Annotated in this window: 21 protein-coding genes and 1 pseudogene; 7 read left to right on the top strand and 15 right to left on the bottom strand. The window is 71.6% G+C overall.

Annotated elements, in window-relative coordinates; genetic code table 11:
• Positions 1-18: 18 nt before the first annotated feature.
• The 10 genes from VP06_RS03500 to VP06_RS03455 all read right to left on the bottom strand — a co-directional run bounded on the left by VP06_RS03500 (position 19) and on the right by VP06_RS03455 (position 8919).
• Positions 19-1056: an NADP-dependent oxidoreductase gene (locus VP06_RS03500; protein WP_197093121.1), complete on the bottom strand. Its 1038-nt coding sequence runs from the start codon at positions 1054-1056 to the stop codon at positions 19-21.
• A gap of 191 nt (positions 1057-1247) precedes the next feature.
• Complete coding sequence (locus tag VP06_RS03495; protein ID WP_156295435.1) at positions 1248-1970, bottom strand: DUF1223 domain-containing protein; 723 nt, start codon at positions 1968-1970, stop codon at positions 1248-1250.
• Positions 1971-2035: 65 nt separating this feature from the next.
• Complete coding sequence (locus tag VP06_RS03490) at positions 2036-3022, bottom strand: lipid A biosynthesis lauroyl acyltransferase (RefSeq protein ID WP_048462470.1); 987 nt, start codon at positions 3020-3022, stop codon at positions 2036-2038.
• 153 nt (positions 3023-3175) lie between these two features.
• Positions 3176-4198 carry a zinc-binding dehydrogenase gene (locus VP06_RS03485; RefSeq protein ID WP_048462455.1) on the bottom strand — a complete coding sequence of 341 codons (1023 nt, stop codon included), beginning with the start codon at positions 4196-4198 and terminating at the stop codon, positions 3176-3178.
• A 420-nt stretch (positions 4199-4618) separates the two neighbouring features.
• Positions 4619-4948: an SH3 domain-containing protein gene (locus VP06_RS03480; protein WP_048462454.1), complete on the bottom strand. Its 330-nt coding sequence runs from the start codon at positions 4946-4948 to the stop codon at positions 4619-4621.
• Between the two features lie 12 nt (positions 4949-4960).
• Complete coding sequence (locus tag VP06_RS03475; protein WP_048462453.1) at positions 4961-5728, bottom strand: SDR family oxidoreductase; 768 nt, start codon at positions 5726-5728, stop codon at positions 4961-4963.
• Positions 5725-6996: a beta-ketoacyl-ACP synthase gene (locus tag VP06_RS03470; protein ID WP_048462452.1), complete on the bottom strand. Its 1272-nt coding sequence runs from the start codon at positions 6994-6996 to the stop codon at positions 5725-5727. The genes VP06_RS03475 and VP06_RS03470 overlap by 4 nt, the downstream gene beginning before the upstream one ends.
• Complete coding sequence (locus VP06_RS03465) at positions 6993-8147, bottom strand: beta-ketoacyl-ACP synthase (RefSeq protein ID WP_048462451.1); 1155 nt, start codon at positions 8145-8147, stop codon at positions 6993-6995. Before VP06_RS03465 ends, VP06_RS03470 begins: the two co-directional genes overlap by 4 nt.
• A complete protein-coding gene (locus tag VP06_RS03460) occupies positions 8144-8608 on the bottom strand; it encodes a 3-hydroxyacyl-ACP dehydratase FabZ family protein (protein WP_048462450.1) in 465 nt (154 codons plus the stop codon). Before VP06_RS03460 ends, VP06_RS03465 begins: the two co-directional genes overlap by 4 nt.
• Before the next feature lie 23 nt (positions 8609-8631).
• Complete coding sequence (locus VP06_RS03455; protein WP_048462449.1) at positions 8632-8919, bottom strand: acyl carrier protein; 288 nt, start codon at positions 8917-8919, stop codon at positions 8632-8634.
• A gap of 240 nt (positions 8920-9159) precedes the next feature.
• On the opposite strand from VP06_RS03455, the gene VP06_RS03450 reads away from it, so the two are divergent.
• From VP06_RS03450 to VP06_RS38895, 5 genes are all read left to right on the top strand, one after another.
• Entirely contained in the window at positions 9160-10290 is a 1131-nt protein-coding gene (locus VP06_RS03450) for an AI-2E family transporter (RefSeq protein WP_082167140.1), read from the top strand.
• Positions 10291-10314: 24 nt separating this feature from the next.
• Positions 10315-10722 (top strand): hypothetical protein, encoded by a 408-nt coding sequence (locus VP06_RS03445; protein WP_048462448.1) that lies wholly within the window; start codon positions 10315-10317, stop codon positions 10720-10722.
• A 26-nt stretch (positions 10723-10748) separates the two neighbouring features.
• Positions 10749-11225 carry a RidA family protein gene (locus VP06_RS03440; RefSeq protein WP_048462447.1) on the top strand — a complete coding sequence of 159 codons (477 nt, stop codon included), beginning with the start codon at positions 10749-10751 and terminating at the stop codon, positions 11223-11225.
• A gap of 86 nt (positions 11226-11311) precedes the next feature.
• Complete coding sequence (locus VP06_RS03435; protein ID WP_048462446.1) at positions 11312-11917, top strand: hypothetical protein; 606 nt, start codon at positions 11312-11314, stop codon at positions 11915-11917.
• A 12-nt stretch (positions 11918-11929) separates the two neighbouring features.
• Positions 11930-12094 carry an N-acetyltransferase gene (locus VP06_RS38895; RefSeq protein WP_425350881.1) on the top strand — a complete coding sequence of 55 codons (165 nt, stop codon included), beginning with the start codon at positions 11930-11932 and terminating at the stop codon, positions 12092-12094.
• A gap of 196 nt (positions 12095-12290) precedes the next feature.
• On the opposite strand, the gene VP06_RS03430 is transcribed toward VP06_RS38895, so the two are convergent.
• From VP06_RS03430 to VP06_RS03420, 3 genes are all read right to left on the bottom strand, one after another.
• Positions 12291-12710 (bottom strand): response regulator, encoded by a 420-nt coding sequence (locus VP06_RS03430; protein ID WP_048462445.1) that lies wholly within the window; start codon positions 12708-12710, stop codon positions 12291-12293.
• Positions 12711-12820: 110 nt separating this feature from the next.
• The gene (locus VP06_RS03425; RefSeq protein WP_048462444.1) at positions 12821-13720 is read right to left on the bottom strand and encodes a dienelactone hydrolase family protein; all 900 of its coding nucleotides are present in this window, start codon (positions 13718-13720) and stop codon (positions 12821-12823) included.
• A 190-nt stretch (positions 13721-13910) separates the two neighbouring features.
• A complete protein-coding gene (locus VP06_RS03420; RefSeq protein WP_048462443.1) occupies positions 13911-14672 on the bottom strand; it encodes a hypothetical protein in 762 nt (253 codons plus the stop codon).
• Positions 14673-15002: 330 nt separating this feature from the next.
• Between VP06_RS03420 and VP06_RS03415 the strand changes: the two genes are divergently transcribed.
• Together VP06_RS03415 and VP06_RS38890 are read left to right on the top strand one after the other, a co-directional pair.
• Entirely contained in the window at positions 15003-15683 is a 681-nt protein-coding gene (locus VP06_RS03415; RefSeq protein WP_048462442.1) for a hypothetical protein, read from the top strand.
• A gap of 196 nt (positions 15684-15879) precedes the next feature.
• Positions 15880-16632 carry a glyoxalase superfamily protein gene (locus VP06_RS38890; RefSeq protein ID WP_048462441.1) on the top strand — a complete coding sequence of 251 codons (753 nt, stop codon included), beginning with the start codon at positions 15880-15882 and terminating at the stop codon, positions 16630-16632.
• Positions 16633-16728: 96 nt separating this feature from the next.
• Here the strand turns inward: VP06_RS38890 and VP06_RS03405 are convergent, their stop codons facing one another.
• Together VP06_RS03405 and VP06_RS36980 are read right to left on the bottom strand one after the other, a co-directional pair.
• Positions 16729-17730, bottom strand: coding sequence for a hypothetical protein (locus tag VP06_RS03405; RefSeq protein ID WP_048462440.1), 1002 nt, complete (start codon positions 17728-17730; stop codon positions 16729-16731).
• A pseudogene (locus VP06_RS36980) lies at positions 17727-18340 on the bottom strand (AAA family ATPase); the annotation flags it as partial. The pseudogene VP06_RS36980 and the gene VP06_RS03405, both read right to left, overlap by 4 nt.

The raw sequence follows: 18340 nt of genomic DNA, 5'->3' as shown, positions 1-18340 counted from the left end.
ACTCGCACCCGGGGATACTTAGCCCACGACAATGAGGCGCTTGCCGCGGTTCTCGCCGCGGTAGAGCGAGGCGATCGCCCCGGGGGCGCCCTCGATGCCCTTGGAGACGTCCTCGTCGAGGGTGATGCGGCCTTCGGCGTACCAGCCGGCCAGAGCCGTGATCGCCTCCTCGAACCGCGCCTTGTGGTCGAGCACGACGAAGCCGCTCCAGACGAGGCGCCGGGTGAGGATCTCGCGCTCGACGCGAGGTCCGGTCGGCGTCTCGGCCCAGTTCGCCACCGAGGCAGTGCCGCACTGGACGATCCGGCCGCCGACCGCCATCCGGCGCAATGCGGCGTCGAGGATCGGCCCGCCGACATTGTCGAAATAGACGTTCACCCCCTCCGGCGCTTCGCGGGCCAGAGCGGCGGCCCAGTCCTCGGTGCGATAATTCCAGGCGGCGGCGTAGCCGTAGGCGTCGCGGCAGCGGGCGACCTTGGCGTCGTCCCCGGTCAGCCCGAGCGGGTGGCAGCCGAGAATGCGGGCGATCTGGCCGACGAGGCTGCCGACCGCGCCCGCGGCGGTCGAGACCAGCACCGTCTCACCCGGCAGAGGCCGTCCGAGTTCGACGAAACCGAGATAGGCGGTGAGCCCGTTGAGGCCGAGCAGGCCCGCATGGGCCGAGAGCGGGACCGGCTCCGTGCAGCGGCGGAAGATCGCCGAGACCGGCACGGCGGCGTAATCCTGCCAGCCGAACCAGCCGTAGAGGAACTCGCCCTCGGCGACGTCCGGTGCGTTGGAGCGCACCACGACCCCCACCGCCAGCGCCCGCATCACGCCGCCGAGGGGCACGGGCTGGGAATAGTTGGCTTCGGCACTCGCCCAGCCGCGCTGGGCCGGATCGACCGAGAGATAGAGGTTGCGCACCAGGATCTCGCCGGGGCCCGGCTCGGGCACCGGGACGGCGTCGAGGCTGAAATCGTCGGGTTGCGGGATGCCGGTCGGCCGCCGGGCGAGGAGCACACGGCGGTTGCGCTCGGGCAAGGTATAGGCTGGGATGTCCGTCGGGCCGGTCACGCGCGTCTCCTCCTGGTGCCCGAGTCTTGTCGGTCCGGCTGCCCGGACCGCTCGGTCGTCGGGTGGTCATCCTACACGACCGGGCCGCTCCCGGTCCGCGGCCTCACGGGCAAACCGTCTCGCGCGCATCTCTCGGGGCGCAGTCCGGGATGCGGCGATGCCTCACCGCGACGTCCGCGCAGGCATGGCCGTCACAGGCCGGGTCCCTTGGCCGCCCCGAGAATCCGCCCGGGCCCGTTATTCTCGGCCTGGAGCACCACGACGTAGGAATCGGCGTCGGCCTCGGCCAGGGCCGTGCGGGGCACCTCGTAATGCGCCGGCGCGCCGCGCCAGGAACCGACATGGTGCATGCCCCGCACCACGTTGCGGTAGGTGACGGTGCGGCCGCGGTTCTCCCCCCGGCCGATCGCGACCTCGCGGGCACGGGCGACGGGCAGCAGCCACAGCTCGGCGGTGCGGCCGGCCTCGGGGGCCGGCCCGACATCGATCACGATGCGGTCGGGATCGACCTCGCTGCGAATCGGCACCGGCAGGCTCGCGGCGGTGCCGGGATCGCGGATGCTGCGTTCCAGGGCCGCCCGATCGGAACCCACCACGGTCGCAGCCCCGTTCACCACCGCCTGGGGGGTGAAGACCTGCCGGTCGCCGCGCATGCTCGCATAGGCGCGCTGGCGGGCGGTGAACGAGGTGCTGGCGAGCGTGTCCTTCCAGCCGAGATAGTCCCAATAGGTCACCGGCAGGGTCAGGGCGATCACGCCCGGATCGCGCGCCAGTTCGTTGACCAGCCGGTCTGCCGGCGGGCAGGCGGAGCAGCCCTGGCTGGTGAACAGCTCGACCACCGCCCGCGGCGGCACATCCTCGGCGCGCGCCGCCCCGAGAAGGCCGAGCCAGGCCGGGAACAGGCCGGCGAGCAGGCGGAGGGAGAGTGCGGGCGTTATGCGGCCATCAACACCCGGCCGGGTGGCGGAGAGAAGTCACGTTAGCTTGAGGCTTGGGATCGCGGGATCGGCGCGGCCGGCACAGGGGCGGTGCCGGCACGGGGCAGCATCGCCGGACGCCAGCGCCGGTGCATCCACAGCCACTGCTCGGGCCGGTCGCGCACCCAGGCGGCGATCACGTCGGTCATCGCCTGCATGGCACCCTGCACGTCGATGGCGCCGCTCGCATCGCGCGGAAGGTCGAGGGCGGGCGTCAGTTCGAGGCGGAAGCGGTCGCCCGGCAGCCGGATCACCCGCACACCGTGAACCGGGCAATCGTAGTGCCGGGCGAGCTTGCCGAGCAGCGGGTTCACGAGCGCCGGATGCCCGAGAAAATCCACCACCACCCCGCGGGTGAAGTGCTGGTCCACCAGCATGCCGAGATGGCCGCCACGCTCCACCACCCCCTGCATCTTGAACGCGGCGCCGGGCCCGGCCGCGGTCAGGCCGCCCATGGTGGCGCGGCGCACCTCCTGCACCAGTTGCGCCGCGGCCGGGCTGTTGGGCGGGCGAAACACCGCGCTCGCCTCCAGGCCGAACCGGGCGGCGCAGATCGCTGGCAGCTCCCAGTTGCCGAGATGGGCCGAGAAGATCAGCCCCGGCTTGCCGTCGTCGCGCAAGGCGAAGAAGTGCTCAATGCCCTCGACCTCGATCCGCCCCGGCGTCGCGGCATCGGGGTCGTAGTCGAAGATCGCGGCGAGATGGGCGTATTCGGCGCCGGTACGGCCGAGATTGTCCCAGGAGCCGAGGGCGATGGCGGCGATCTCCGCCTCGCTCCTCTCCGGGAAGGACTGGCGCAGGTTCCTCAGCGCCGTGCGGTGCGAGGGCAGCCGCGGCCCGACCGCCCGGGCGATCGCCGCCCCCGCCGCCGCGGCCCGGCTCGGCCCGAGCCGGCGGGCGAGCGCGAACAGGGCGCGGACCAGGAAGACCATGGGCAGGCCGGCGAGGCGGGACAGGGCACGGTAGAGCCTCAGCTTCAGGCGCAGCACGATGATCTCACGAAGCAATCCGGGCAGGAGACGCGGCAGGGGCGAGGGATCAGGCTGGTCTTTCGACCCGGCCCCTCGCCTCTTCTCGCGCCGGATGCGTTTGCGCAAGAGTGCGAGCGCGATGCCCCCGTCCTTCCTGTGCGACCGTGGGCGTCAGAGCGTGACCAGGATCTTGCCGAACACCTTGCGCGATTCGAGCCGCTCCAGCCCTTGGGCAAACTCGCCGAGTGGCAGGACGGTATCGATCACCGGGGTCATCCCGCCCGCCATCTTGTCGAGGGCGTCGCGGATGTTGGCGATGCGGCAGCCGAACGAGCCGGTGATGCGGTATTGCTGCTGGAACAGCTGCATCAGGTTCATGGTGGTGGAGACGCCGGAGGTCGACCCGCAGGTGACCAGCCGCCCGCCGCGCTTGAGGCAGAGGAGCGAGCCGTTCCAGGTCTCGGGCCCGACATGCTCGAACACCACGTCGACGCCCTTGCGCTTGGTGGCCTTGCGGACCTCGCCCTCAAAGCGTTCGGTGCGGTAGTTGATGACGTGGTCGGCGCCCAGCGCCTTCGCCTTCTCGCCCTTGGCATCGTCGCCCACGGTGGTGAACACCGTGCAGCCGATCGCCTTCGCCATCTTGATCGCGGTCGTGCCGATGCCCGATCCGCCGGCATGGACCAGGATCGTCTCGCCGGGTTCGAGCCTGGCGTTGTCGAACAGCATGTGCTGCACCGTGCCGAAGGCGACCGGCGCGCAGGCGGCATCGGTGAAGCTGACGGAGTCGGGAACCCGCACGACGAGACGCGCCGGCAGGTTGACGTATTCCCGGGCGAAGCCATCGACGTGGAAGCCGAGCACGCCGCCGACCTCCTCGCAGAGGTTGTCGCGGCCCTCGCGGCAGGCCCGGCATCGGCCGCAGGTGAGCGCACCGTAGGGCGCGACCGTGTCGCCGACCTTCAATCCCTCGACGCCCTCGCCAAGCGCCGCGATCTCGCCGGCCGCCTCGGCCCCGACGGTGAGCGGCAGCTTGCGCTTGGCGAAGGCCATGCCGCGGAAACCCCACACGTCGATGAAGTTCAGGCCGACGGCGCGGACCCGGATCTGCACCTCGCCGGGGCCGGGGGCATCCAGATCGGGAACCTCGGTCAGGCGCAGGTCGCGATCACCGAAGAGCTGGAGGGCTTTCATCAGGGTCCTATCGTGTCTCGCGGGACGGTCTCGCGGACGCGACCCGGGGCGCAGGCGCGATCATCGCGAGGCTGGCGCGGGTTCCCCTCCCCCGAGTGGGAGAGGGGTCAGGGGCGAGGGTGGAGCCGGCTCAGAATGAACCCCTCGCGTCGAGCTGCCCGCGCGGCGTTCCGTGCCAGGTTCTGAAACGAGCCACCTTCACCCCCACCCCCCTCTCCCACTCGGGAGAGGGGATCCTGCGCCGTCGTATCAGCCGGACTTAACCCGAGGGGCCAGGGACGACAACGCACCCCTCATACCAAAGGTCGTTGAAATCGACCTTTGGTGCCGTTCGCGAATTTTCGCCAAGCCTCTGGCTTGCCATCGAAAATTCGAGATTGGGTCAACGGCCGGATGCGTCAGCATCTTCGGCCGTTGATATCACTCCGGCGTCAGGTACCGCCGCCGCGCCCACCCGACGACCGGGCCGAACTTCACCCGGCACCAGGTCAAGCCGCTCGGGGTGTCGTTGGTGCAGCCGAAGCCGCGCAGGCGGCCGCGGGGCGGGGCCTGCCCGAGGGCCGCGGAGTCGGCGTCCGGCGCCTCGCGGATGCTGAGCGTATCGCCGGGGGGCAGCCCCTCGACCCGGAAGAATTCCAGTCGCCCGAATTCCTGGCGCCCGAATTCCTGGCGGCCGACATCCTGCGCCTGGACGGACGCAGGACCGAGGAGGAAAGCCGCCGCGACGGCGCGCAGGAAGGAGGGCCGCATGGTTCCGGTTCGTCAGGTGCGATGGATACCCATCATCGCGGTGAGGCCACCATCCACCGGCAGCACGGTGCCGGTGATGTAGCCGGCCGCGGGGCTCACCAGGAATGCGACGAGATCGGCCACCTCCGCCGGCGCGGCGAAGCGCCCGGCCGGGATCTGCTTCTCCATCCCGGCGCGGTGGGCGGCATAGGGCGCCATCATGTCGGTGTCGATGAAGCCCGGAGCCACCACGTTCACGGTGACGCCGCGGCGGGCCGATTCGATGGCGAGGGTGCGGCAATAGGCGATCAGCGCGCCCTTGCTCGCCGCATAGGCGGCGTTGCCCGGATTGGCCCGGAGCGCCGCCACCGAACCGATCGCCACGATGCGCCCTGCCTTGGCCCGGGTCATCGGCCGCACCAGCGCCTTGGCGAGGCGGGTGAGCGACCAGAAATTGACCTGCATCGCGGCTTCCGCCCGGTCCTGGTCGAGCACCGCCGCGAGGCTGTCGCAGGGCTGGCCGGCATTGTGGACGAGGCCGAAGAGTCCCTCGCCCTCCATCACGGCGCAGAAATCGTCGAGGGCCGCCTTGTCCGACAGGTCGAGGGCGTGGGGCCGAATCCGCTGCTCGGGGTAGAGGACGGCCAGCTCCAGCGCCAACGCCTCGGCCGCCTCCCGCGAGCCGCGATAGGTGAAGTCGACATCGTGGCCGGAGACGGCCAGCGCCCGCACGATCGCGGCCCCCAAGCCCCGTCCGCCCCCGGTGACGAGGACCCGCCGGTTGTGCACGGCGGCCATCATGCCGGCTCCGCCCCGAACACCAGGCAGGTATTCTGTCCGCCGAAGCCGAAGGAATTGGAGAGGACGGTCGTTACCGGCACGTCCCGGGCGGTGGTCACCACGTCGAGGGGGATCGCCGGATCGGGCACGGCATAGTTCAGGGTCGGGGGCACCCGGCCATGCGCGATGGTCAGCAGCGAGAACGCCGCCTCGACCGCGCCGGCGGCGGTGAGCGTATGGCCGATCATCGACTTGTTGGACGAGATCGGCACCGAGCGCATCCGCTCGCCGAACACCGCGAGGCAGCCCATCGCCTCCATCTTGTCGTTCTCCGGCGTGCCGGTGCCGTGGGCGTTCACGGTGTCGATCCGGTCGGGCGATAGCCCGGCATCGTCGAGGGCGGCCCGGATCGCCGCGACGACCGGCGCGCCGTCGGGGCTCGAGCGGGTGCGGTGGAAGCCGTCGCCCTTCTCGCCGCAGCCCAGCACGTAGCCGAGGATGCGGGCACCCCGGGCCCGCGCGCTCGCGGCGCTTTCCAGCACCAGGGCGGCGGCGCCCTCGCCCATCACGAAGCCGTCGCGGTTCCTGGCGAAGGGCTTGGAGGCGGATTCCGGCGGGTCGTTCTGGGTCGAGAGGGCGGAGAGCAGTGAGAACCGGATCAGCGATTCCGGGTTCACCGAGCCGTCGGTGCCGATGCACAACGCCGCCTCGACCTCGCCGCGACGGATCGCCTCGACGCCGAGCTGGATCGCGGTCGCGCCCGACGAGCAGGCGGTCGAGAGCGAGATCGGCGAGCCTCTGGTGCCGAAGCGGTCGGCGATGCGGTCGGCCACCGTGCCGAAGATGAACAGGTCGTGCCAGTCGTCGAAGCGCCGGGTGCCTGCCGCCCGCAGCAGGTCGGCATAGGTCACGTCGCCGTTCGGCGCGGCAGCCTCCGCGAGCGCTTGGCGCTGCGGCCACTCGATCTCCACCGGCGGCACCGCCATGAACAGGGCGCCCGGGAAATCGCCCGAGAGACCCGCCTGCCCGATCGCTTCCTCGGCGGCGGCCTCGGCGAAAAGCTGGGAGAGGAGCGGCGCCACCATCGGGTCGGCGGCGATGAAGTCCACCGTGCCGGCGATGCGGGTGCGCAGGCCCGCGGTCGGGAAGCGGGTGATGGTGTGGATTCCCGACCGCCCCGCGGTCAGGGCGGCCCAGTTGTCGGCGACCCCCTGGCCGAGCGAGGTCACCACACCGAGGCCGGTGACCGCCACCAGGGGACGGCCCATCGCGTCGTGGTCGCGGCTCATCGGCCTTCCCCTGCGGTAGTGAGGCGCAGCACGCCCTCGCCGCGGCGATGGCCGACCGTCGTGACGGCGACCTCGCGCGCCTCTCCGGCCGCCACGAGAGCCGCCGCGAGGGCGGCCCCGAACGGCGCGGCGGCCTCCAGCATGTGGCCGGTCAGATCGCCGAGCGCCCGGACCGGTGCCTGCGGTGCGAGGGCCGCCAGCGCGTCCTGCTCCTCGGCGGTGATGCCGCCGCAGCCGGTGGCGGCCGAGATCACGACGTCGGGCGAGGTGAGGCCGGCCCGCCGCCAGAGGCCCGTCAGGCTCGCGGCGACGCTGCCGTCGCGGCGCTTGGTGCGGTCGCTCGCCACCGCGTCGAGCCGGGCGAGCGGCCGGGCGCCGCGCGCCTCGGCGTGCGCCTCGGCCTCCAGCACCAGGAAGGCGGCGCCGGAGCCAAGGATGAAACCGGGGGCGTCGCCGCGGGCGAAGACCGGGCGGTAATCGGGCTTGGTGAGATACCCGCCCATCTCGTGGATCAGCAGCACGTCGGCCCGCTCGGCATTGTAGGAGCCGCCGACGAGGACGATGTCGAGCTGACCGGCAGCGATGCGCCCTTGAGCGATGCGCAGCGCATCGACCCCGCTCGATTCCTCGCCCATGAAGGTGCGCGAGGCACCCGTGACCCCGTGCACGATGGCGATGTTGCCGGCGAGCAGGTTCGAGAGCTGGGCGAGGAAGAGCGTCGGCCGCAGGTCGTTCAGCAGGCGCTCGTTGAGGTAGGCGCCGGGATCGGCCGCGTTGCGCAGCCCGGTGAGGATCTGGCCGTCCACCGCGTAGTCGCGCTCGCCGCCGCCCGCCGCCACGACGAGGTGCATGGCCGCCTTGAGCGCCGCATCCGCCTTGGCCCCCGCCGCATCGAGGGCGAGGCCGGCGGCGTAGACGCCGAGCCGCTGCCACGGCTCCATCTGCCGCTGATCCGACTTTTTGGGGATCTGCCCGTCGAGGGTGAGCGGCGCGACCGGGTGGACCGGATAGGGTGCGAAGGTCGCGGCATCGGTGCGGGGCGTCGCCCCGGCCCGGCAGGCGGCGAGATGCGCCGCGACGCCCTCGCCCGCGCAGGAGACGAGCCCGAGGCCCGTGACCACGACGGGTCGCGTGGGGACCGGTCCGGTCATGACTCCGCTCCGTCGAGGAGGCCGATCCGGGCGGTCCGCTCGCGCATCAGCGCGCCGAGCCCCTCGGGGAACGGCATGGTCCGGAACCGCAAGTCGGCGTTGCAGATCAGCTTGCCGTCGGACTGGATCGCCGCCTTCGTCACGGCGTAGCCCGAGCCGTCATGCTCCAGGCTCGCCTCGACCTCCAGCACGGCCCCGGGGCCGACGAAGGTGCGGAAGCGCGCCTTGTCGACGCCCATCAGAAACGGCATGTGGCTGAACGACGCACGGGCGAGCAGCAGGTAGCCGGAGGCTTGCGCCATCGTCTCGGTGAGGAGCACGCCGGGCACCAGGGGGTGGCCGGGAAAGTGCCCCTCGAAGACCGGGCTCGCGTCCGGCACGGTGGCGCGGGCCGCGATGCGCCCTTCGGCACGGTCGAGGCTCACGACCCGGTCGATCATGTCGAAATATTCGAGGCGCATCCCGGCGGCCGCCTAAACCCGGTTCAGACCTTGGCGGCCTTTTCGGCCACCAGGCCGTCGATGCGCTCGCAGAGGTTCTTCAGCACGAAATACTGCTCGGCCGGAACCTTGCCCTCGTTGACCTCCTGGGTCCACTGCTCCAGAGGCAGCTTGATCCCGAAGGTCTTGTCGATCTCGAAGGCGATGTCGAGGAAGGCCAGGCTGTCGATGCCCAGATCGTCGATGGCGTGGCTCTCCGGCGTGATCGTCTCGCGCGGGATATCGGCGACGTCGGCGATGATGGTGGCGACGCGGTCGAAGGTGTCGGACATGGACGTGCAGCCGTCTTCCTGCTGAGGTCTAGGCTCGAACGGCGCGACCTCCGGGCACCGCCCGCGCCCCGGCCACAAAACCGCCTACCCGAAACGGGTCCGCCGGGCAGGGCCCGGTCGAGGGGCCCGCATACACGAGGGGGGGCGGGCCGGCAACCGCACGGCGTTTCCATCAGGCGTGCCCTGCCCTAGCTCAGCCGGATGACGCGCCTGCGGCGACGCGGGAAGGATGACACCGGCATGGAACACGTAAGGCCCCCGACCGGCCCTGGCCCCGCCGCCGCTCCGCTGGCTCCGCCGCCGCCCGCAACCGGCAGCTCTGCCTTCGCCCGCGTGGCGCTCGTCGTGGCGCTCGGCGCCCTCGGCCTGTGGGTCCTGCATCCCTTCCTGCCGGCCCTCGTCTGGGCGGTGATCCTGGCGATCGCCCTCTGGCCCTTGCGCGAGCGGCTGGTGCGGATCAAGCCGCCGGGCCGGCACAACCTCCTGTGGCCGGCCCTCCTCACCCTGGCGGTCGCCCTGGTGATCCTGGTGCCGCTGATCGTGGTGGCGATTCAGGCGGCGCGGGAGGCGCAGGACGCGGTGGCGTTCTGGCGCCAGATCGAGGAGCAGGGCTGGCCGGTGCCGGATTTCGTCGCCCGCCTGCCCGTCGGGGCGGCGCAGGTCTCGGCCTGGTGGCAGGCGAACCTGAGCCATCCGCAGGGCTCGTCCGAGGTCTTGAAGCGCGTCGACCAGTCGATCAACCACTCGTCGCTGGTCGGGTTCGGGCGCACCTTCGGCAGCCAGATCGTCCACCGGGCGATGCTGTTCGGCTTCACGCTGCTCGCCCTGTTCTTCCTCTTCCGCGATGGGCCGGCCCTGGCGGCGCAAGGGCTTTCGGCAGCCCGCCGCCTGTTCGGCCCGCGGGGCGAGCGGGTGGCGCGCCAGATGGTGGCCTCGGTCCACGGCACCGTCGACGGGCTGGTGCTGGTCGGCCTCGGCGAAGGCTTTTTGCTTGGCGTCGTCTACGTCTTCGCCGGCGTGCCGCATCCGGTTCTGCTCGGCGCCGCCACGGCGCTCGCCGCGATGATTCCGTTCGGGGCTCCCGTGGCCTTCGGCCTCGCGGCTTTGCTCGCCGCCGTGCAGGGCAGCGTCACCGCGGCGATCGTCGTCGCGGTGGCCGGCCTCGTCGTCACCTTCGTGGCCGACCACTTCGTCCGCCCGGTCCTGATCGGCGGCGCCACCCGCCTGCCCTTCCTCTGGGTGCTGCTCGGCATCCTGGGCGGCGTCGAGAGCTTCGGCCTCCTCGGCCTGTTCCTGGGGCCGGCGGTGATGGCGGCCTTGGTGCTGCTGTGGCGAGAGTATACGGCGGGCGACGACCAGACCGTCGCCTGATTCGCCTCGAAGGACTGCCTGCCGATGAGATTCCTGCTCGCCGCGGCCCTGCTCGCCGGCCTCTCCGCCTGTCCGGCCGTGGCGCAATGGGACGATGACCGCCCGACCGCTCGGCGCAGCCCCCGTGACGATGACGGCCGCCGCGGCTCCGGCCCGCGCTTCGGCGACGACGGCGGTCCCCGGGACAGCGACCGGCGGGATATCGATCGGCGCGATCCGGACGAGATCATGCCGCGCCGCCGCGACGATCGCGACCGCCGCGACGCGGAAGGCCGCTGGCGGGACGACCGGTCCCGGGCGGACCGCTACGACCGGTACGATCGTTACGATCGCTACGGCCCCTCGCCCTACGGGCCGTCGATCGCCCCCCCGCCCGCCTCCGGCGGGGTCTTCGTCGTGCCGCCGCCGATCCCCGGCGCGCGCACCTATTGAGTCCCGGGACACCGAGCCATCGCGCCATGAGCCAAGCTCCCCCCCTTCGCGGCGAGCCCGCCCGCCGCCTCGCCGCCCTCGGCCTCGTGCTGCCGCGCGTGCCGGAGCCCCGCGGCGCCTTCCTGCCGTTCTCGCGCATCGGCTCGACCCTGTGGCTCGCCGGGCAGATCTGCGAATGGGAGGGCGATGTCCGCTTCACCGGCCCGGTGACCGACATCGCGACCGGTCAGCAAGCGGCCCGGATCTGCGCGCTCAACCTGCTGGCCTCCTTGAGCCTCGCCCTCGACGGCGACCTCGACCGAGTGGTGCGGTGCCACCGCCTCGGCGGCTTCGTGCAGGTCGAGCCGGGCTGGCCCGACGTGCCGAAGGCAGTCAACGGCGCCTCCGACCTGATGGCCGAGCTGTTCGGCGAGGCGGGGCGCCACGCCCGCACGGCGATCGGCGTCGCCAGCCTGCCGGCCAATGCGAGCGTCGAGGTCGACGGACTCTTCGAGGTGAGGTGAGGGTGAGGGCAAAACCCAAGTCGCCTGGCCCTGCGAAGGACTGCCGAGGCTCGATCGCGGACATCGCGTTCTGAGAGACGCGCAGAATGACCGATCTGCACGCCATCATCGAGACCTCGCGCTGGCACCGGGAACTTGGGCATGAGGTGCGGTCGTTGCCACATGCTCGACTCATCGCTGATGCGTCGCATCTCAACGTCTGGGACGCGAACCATGCCGATGCCGTGTCGGCAGCGACCGACCGCGAGATCGAGGAGGTCCTCGACGCGCTGGACCTCCACCTGACGCACAGTGACTGGCGGGTGGTGCATACCGACCCGTTCACCCCCGAGGCGTTCGTCGCTCGCCTGGCCCTCGACGGTTTTGAAGAGCAGCCCGCCATCATCCAGATGGCCCTGCGCGGCCCTGTCCGCACAAGCGCATATGTTGAAACTCGACCTGCCGCATCGGATGATGACTGGACAACAGTCGCCAATCTGGTCTGGCAAGACCATAGAGAAGGACTTCGGACGGGGAATGCCGTCATGTCCCGTGAGGTCAGTGAAGGAGTGGTGGCGGGCTACCGTGCAAAGGCGCCAGCCTGCCGGTTTCATCTGACAATCGTGGAGGGGGTCGCGGTTGGCTATGGCTCGTTCGCGCCAGGGCCGAGGGGCGCTGGCATCATCGAAGATCTGTACCCATTGCCGGCATAGCGTGGCAGAGGCATCGCCTCCGCGATGATATGCACCTTTTCCGATCAATTATACGCTGATGGCTGCACGATCGTTTTTCTCGGCGCGCGCGTCGAAACGCGCGCTCGCCACTTGTACGCGAACCTTGGCTTTCGACCAGTCATGCTCACGCGCACGTGGGTCAAGCGGGTGGCGTAGCATCATACTCGCCGTCCACCTGCCACCAACGCCAGACAGTCTCGAGGCCCCACCCTTTTCGGAAAGGGCATCGATCATCACAGGCACCGATCGCCACGTTCCAGCTCGAACACGGTCAGATCGATGTCCCCGCAACCCAATCGCGGGCGTCTACCTTGCTGGGAGCCTCGAAGCTGACATTTCCCGGGCCATCGCCCTAGCATGCATCGCTTGCGGCGCCGCCGGTGTGGTAGCCGGCGGCCTGTTCGACCAAGGTGAGGATGTCGAGGGCCCGCCAGGGCTTGGGGATGAAGGTGGCCGACATCCGCAGGTCGCTCGGCTGGTCGCCGGCATCGCCGGAAGTGAGCAGGACGTGGACCCGCGGCCATGTGACGCCGATGATCCGCGCCAGCTCGAAGCCGCCGATCTGGCCCGGGGTCCGCACGTCCGAGAAGACGACGTTCACCTCGTCGCCCCGCTCGCGCAGGATGGCGAGGGCCTTCTCGGCGGTCTCGGCCTCGATGACGCGGAAGCCGGTTTCCTCCAGCAGCGTGGCCGCGAGGAAACGCTCCTCCGGTTCGTCCTCGACGACCAGGATCACGGGCTGTGTCTTCGCGGCGGCGCTGGACTCGGTCATGTGCAGGGAACGAGCTTGCGGCTCACTGGTTGCATAGCTCCCGGAGCCCTGTGTTCATCCTTTCCGAGGTGTTGCGGCGATGCAAGGCTCGCCGCAACATCGAAGAGAGATCAGGCGACGCCGTGGTTTCGGAACCACGCCAGCATCCGCCCCCAGCCGTCCTCCGCCGGCCCCTTGCGGTAGCTCGGCCGGTAATCGGCGTGGAAGCCGTGCGGCGCGTCCGGGAAGATCACGATCTCGACCTCCTTGCCGGCGGACTTCGCCGCCGCGCGCGCCGCCTCGACGTCGGCGACCGGAATGCCGGTGTCGGCGGCACCGTAGAGGCCGAGGATCGGCGCCCGGATCTCCGGGATCACGTCGGCGGCAGTCTTCGGCTGGATGCCGGTGCGGGTGCCGCCGAAATTGCCGTACCAGGCGACGCCCGCCTTCAGCCTGGCGCTATGGGCGGCGTAGAGCCACACAGTCCGGCCGCCCCGGCACCAGCCGGTGATGCCGAGTTTGCCCGCATCGCCCTTGGCCTCCGCCGCCGCCCAGGCGGCGGTGGCGTCGAGGTCGCCCATCACCTGCGCGTCCGGCGTCTTGGAGACCACCTCGCGGACGATCTGCTGCACGTCGGTCATCGTCGAGACGTCGCCCTGGCGGGCGAAGAGTTCCGGCGCCACGGCGGTGTAGCCGGCCTTGGCGAGGCGCCGACAGATATCCTTGATGTAGTCGTGAACCCCGAAGATCTCCTCGACCACGAGGACGATCGGGAACGGTCCGGCGCCCTGGGGCATCGCCCGGTAGGCCGGCATCGGCCCGTCGCCAACGGGGATCCGCACCTCGCCGGCGACGATGCCGGCCTCGTCGGTGTGGATGGCTTGCGCCTCGACCCGGGTTGTGGCGAGCGTCAGCCCGGTCATCAGGCTCGTCATCACGAAGCCGCGCCGCGAGAAGGGCGGGATCACCAGGCCGTCGAGCTGTTCGAGATCGGTCGATCCGCCCGCCCGCACGTCGTCGCTCGTCGCCATTCCGTCTCCTCCCGTCCCGGGCGCGCCTTGGCACCGGCGCGCGATCATGCGTGCGGGAGACGCCACGGCAAGCGCGAACGCCCGCCATCCCCGGTCACGATCCAGTCAGGCGCGACTTTATCGGCCAAGGATCAGCCAGGGGATCGGACCGCCCGCGCGCAGACGGCCCTCGGATCGGCGCCGTGGCGGCTCACGCCACCGCGGCCTTGCGCGCCTTGGCGGTGCTGCGCGCCGGCCAGCCGAGCGCCACGAGCCGGGCCTTGGCGTGCTCGCGGACCTCGTCGCGCAGGCCCGGCGGCATCGCGGCAAGCGCCGCTTGCGTCTCGGGGGCGAGCATCAGGTCGGTCACCGCGTTGATCGACTGCGCCTGATCGATGCGGGCGGTCAACTCCGCCTCCGATGCGGCATCCGTCTCGGGGCGGCCCGGATCCTCTGCGGCCCGCGGCGCATCGGCGTCGTTCGCAGCCTCCGCCTGCTCGGACGCTTGCGGCTCCCGCGCAGGCTCAGCCTTGCGCGCGGCAGCCACCGCCACCAGATCGGGCCGGCTCGCCTTGAACTCGTCGGCCTCGTCCTCGGAATAGAGCAGGCCGTGCAGGCCGGCGAGCTTGAGGATCACCCGGTCCTTGGCCCGCTTCTCCGCCATGGCGAAGACGTAAGCGGCCTGCTTGCCCGAGACGCGGTAATTGACGCCGATCAACGCCTCGCCGATCGACCACTCGGTGCGGTCGCCGTTCGGGCCCGGCATGTGGCCGGTGACCAGGATCACCGCCTCGTCCCGCTCGGCCCGCACGATCACCGGCGCGTCGAAGCGGATGCGGGCCTGGACGGCGATCCGCTCCAGGGCCTTGTGGTAGATCACGGCGGTGCCCTGCACGCGCCAGACATTGCCGGCCAGCGGCTCGCCGTAGGTGGCGAGGATGTCCGCGATCTGCTTGTCCGTGGTTGCGCTCATTGCGATCGATCTCACCTGCTGACAGCGGATTCCGGGCGGGCGGGGAATCGGCTTGTTCCACATTTGTTCTCTATCACGGGAGATCGGGCGGCGCGAGGGGTTTTGCGAGTCCGGCGCGAGATCAGACGGTCCCGGACGAGGATGGTGATGTCGCACCCTCACCCCATCCGCCACCACGCGCAGACGATCCCACGACCGGATCAGCCCATCCGTCACGGCGACGATTGCAGTGGCGTTGTCCCGGGTAGATATGTTCGCTAAATGTTCCTTCAACGCGAGACCTTGAGACCTTTGCAGGTCGGCGGAACGGCGCCGGCCCCGGAGCCCTGCATGAGCCCCCCCGCCCTCCTCGATCCCTCGACCCTGCTCGAACGCCCGGGCCAGCGCCGCAGCGCGGTGCGGTACGCGGCTCCCCGGCGCGGCCCCGTCCTCCTGCCGGCAGTGCCGCGTCCGGCCCTGGTGGCGGATTTCCTCGCCATCGCGGCCCTCGACCCGGCAGTGGAGCGCCTGCGCGCCGCGCCCCGTGCGGTCCGGCTGACGCTCGGCGACGCGACGGTCGCGCACGCCGCCGATTTCGAGCAGATGCGGACCGACGAGCCGGGCCTGCTGATCGACGTGGTGGCCGATGGCGATCTCGGGCAGCACCCCTTCCGCACCGCCTACGTGGCGGGCGAGCCGGTGGTGGCCGAGGATGGCCGCCGCTTCGTGATCGAGAGCGCCGCCACCCTGCGGGCGGAGCCGCGGATTTCGACGGTGCGCCTGGTCATGGCCTGCCGCCGCACCCACGTCTCCGCCGGCGACCGGGTGCGGATCCTGCACCATCTCGACGAGTGCGGCACCGGTCGCCTCGTCGACTGTGCCGCGATGGCGATCAACGCCCAGGACGGCGTCGCGGCCGTGCTGGCGCTCGCCGTCGAGGGGCTGGTGGCGGTGGATGTCAGCCGTCCGATCCTGCCGGAAACGCCGGTGCGGCGGCGGGTGTTGCCGTATCCCGATCCGTTCGGATTCTGAGACCGTCATCTTGACGCTGCGACCCGATTCGCCGTTTCCTCGCGACCGGGCCGATGCAGCCCGCCGCCTGCGCCCCGTCCGGGGTTCGGTGAATGCATCGTTGCGACGCGCGTCCGTTCTTCCCCGTCCGTCGGGCGAACCGGTCAGCAAGGCAGGCACTGATCCCGCTGGTTTGCCCGCGAGCAGGGATGGGATCATGCGAACCTGTCGCGACGCCAAGGCGATGGCGAAAACCCTTCGCGAGGAACTGGGCCGGCGGGGTACAGCCCTGTCCCACGGCGAGTGCCTGGAGATCGTCGCCCGCCAGTTCGGCCACGACAATTGGAACATCCTGTCCGCCCGCCTGCGCGCGGCGGCGGAGCCGGCGCGGGATGCCGCGTTGGTGCGTCCGGCCGGCTGGAGCGTCTCCGGATCGAAGCCGCACCTCTACGACATGGGGATCGATCCCACGACGCCCTATCAAGGCGGCCGGGCGGCGCTGATCCGCTGCCGCTACGCCGAGGACGACCCAGCCTACGCCGTGATGGAGAAGGGATTCGCGACCCTCATGCAGAGCATCGCGGTCGGCCCGTTCCGCGGCCGCCGGATCTGCCTCAGCGCCGACCTGCGTGTGCAGGACGTCGTCGGTGCCGCGACCCTGTGGCTGCGAGCCGACGCCGCGATCGGACGGAGCGTCGCCTTCGACAACATGGAGGAGCGGGCGGTCGATGGACCGCTCACCGGCACGCAGGGCTGGACCGGGCGGCGCATTGTGCTCGATGTGCCGGAAGAGGCCGAAACACTCCATTTTGGATTCTACCTCCGCGGCAGCGGGCGGGCCTGGGCCGGCGGCTTCTCGCTGCGTGAAGCATCCCCCGAGGATGCGGCCACGGTCCTCGCCCGGATCCGCCCAGAGCCGACCAACCTCGATTTCGCACAGCCGGTGGAGGCGACGGCGAAAGCGGGCTGAACAGGGTCGCCGCCGGCGCCGAAGCCCGTTCCTCAGCCGGCAGGGCGGAGGCAACGTCCGGTCGCACGACGCCGTCGGGCGTCGTCCATGCTGCCGTCAGGCACCCCGCTTCGCCACCGCTGCCGCGACCAGCGAGCGGATCGCCGCCCGCACCGGCTCCGGGGTCTCATCGCGAACAAACTTCGCCTCGATCTCCTCGCGGATCAGGGCGCCGTCGTCGCTGCGCGCGAGGTCGGTGGCGGTCTCGGCCTGGAGCAGGGACACGAAGGCGCTCTCGACCCGGCCGATCGCCTCCGGCGATGCATCGGCCGCGACCTGCCGGCCGGTGAGGTCGAACACGTCCGCGACGTGGGGCAGGCGCTCCTCGCTCAAGGAGAGGTCGCCCGACAGCACGACGGCCGCCGGGACATGGGCGACCAGGTCGACCGAGCCGCGTGTGACGGTGCCCGGATTGACCCACAGCGTGTCGCCGATCCGCACCGGCGCGTGGCGCTTGTGGACGTGGCCGTTGAGCGCAAGCGCGCAGCCGCGGATCGCCTGAGGCGGCACCGCGCCGGGATAGCCCGCCCCGAAGGCGAGGTCGTGATGGGTGAGCCAGACGACGGACTCGGCGCCGGAGAAGAGCCCCCGGGCCTCCGACGGGATCGCCTGCCCGAAGGGCGTGGCGCCCAGCCCGATCAGGCGCCCGTCCGCCCGGTAATGCGCCGCCGGGCCGGATTCCGGCACCGCGTCGAGCACGTCGCTCACCGCCAGCATCGCCAGGCTGTCGCCGTCCGACAGGCGGGTGTGGCGGATGTCGTGGTTGCCGACATTGGCGACCGGGCGGTGCCGGAACCCCTTGAGGATGCGGATCAGGCGCGACTTCAGGCTTTCGTCCGGCTCCACCGGCCGCTCGAATAAATCGCCGAGGAGCAGGGGCGCGAGGTCGCGGCTATTGGCGAGCACCACGCAATGCTCGAGCTTGGCCAGCACCGGCGCCGGCCAGTCGGGATCCTTGCGCCGGCCCGGCCGGCGGGACGACACGTGCGGATCGCCGATGACGAGGAGACCGGCGCAACCCACCGGCGCGGCGTCGAGCCGCTCGCGTCCGAGGATCATGCCGCCTCACCCGGCGCGGCGTGGCGGTGGCCGGCGAGGAGCGAGGCCGGTGCCGCCGGCGCGCCGCAGGCCGGGCAGCGCCCGCCGGTCGAGGCCAGCACCGCCGCCATCTCGGTCTCCGCCGCGGCGAGGCCGTCGCGGGCTGTCGCCGTCCGGGCCTCGGCCTCGGCGAGGCGACGGCCGATCTCGGCGAGGCGGCGCGCCGTCGCGGCGGCGTCCGGCCGGAGCACCGGGGCGGGCGGCGCCGGCAGGTCGCGCAAGGCCGCGTCCCGCGCCTGCGCCGCGGCGAGGCCACGGGCCAGGCGGCGCAGCCGGGCAGCGTGGGCACTGGCCTGCGCGGTGTCGCGCGGCAGCGGAGAGGCCGGCGGCAGGCCAGCCAGGGCCGTCAACCGGCCGCGCGCTGCCGCAAGACCGGCGGCGGCGGCGATCACCCGGCGCCCCAGGGCCTCGCGGTTGCGCGCCTCGGCGAGGACGCGACCCAGCTCGGCCGCGATGTCCGGCCCCGGCAGATCCGCCAGGGCCCGGGTCCGGGCGGCGGCGGCGGTGGCGAGGCGGGCGGCGCGGGCGGGGCGGTCGGCCCGAGCCCCCCGCCCGCGCCCCCCCCCCCCCC

The sequence above is a fragment of the Methylobacterium aquaticum genome (assembly GCF_001043915.1).
In the GTDB taxonomy this organism is placed as follows: Bacteria; Pseudomonadota; Alphaproteobacteria; order Rhizobiales; family Beijerinckiaceae; genus Methylobacterium; species Methylobacterium aquaticum.
Note: the sequence above shows the minus strand (reverse complement) of the source record. Positions and strands in the feature narration are given on the sequence as shown.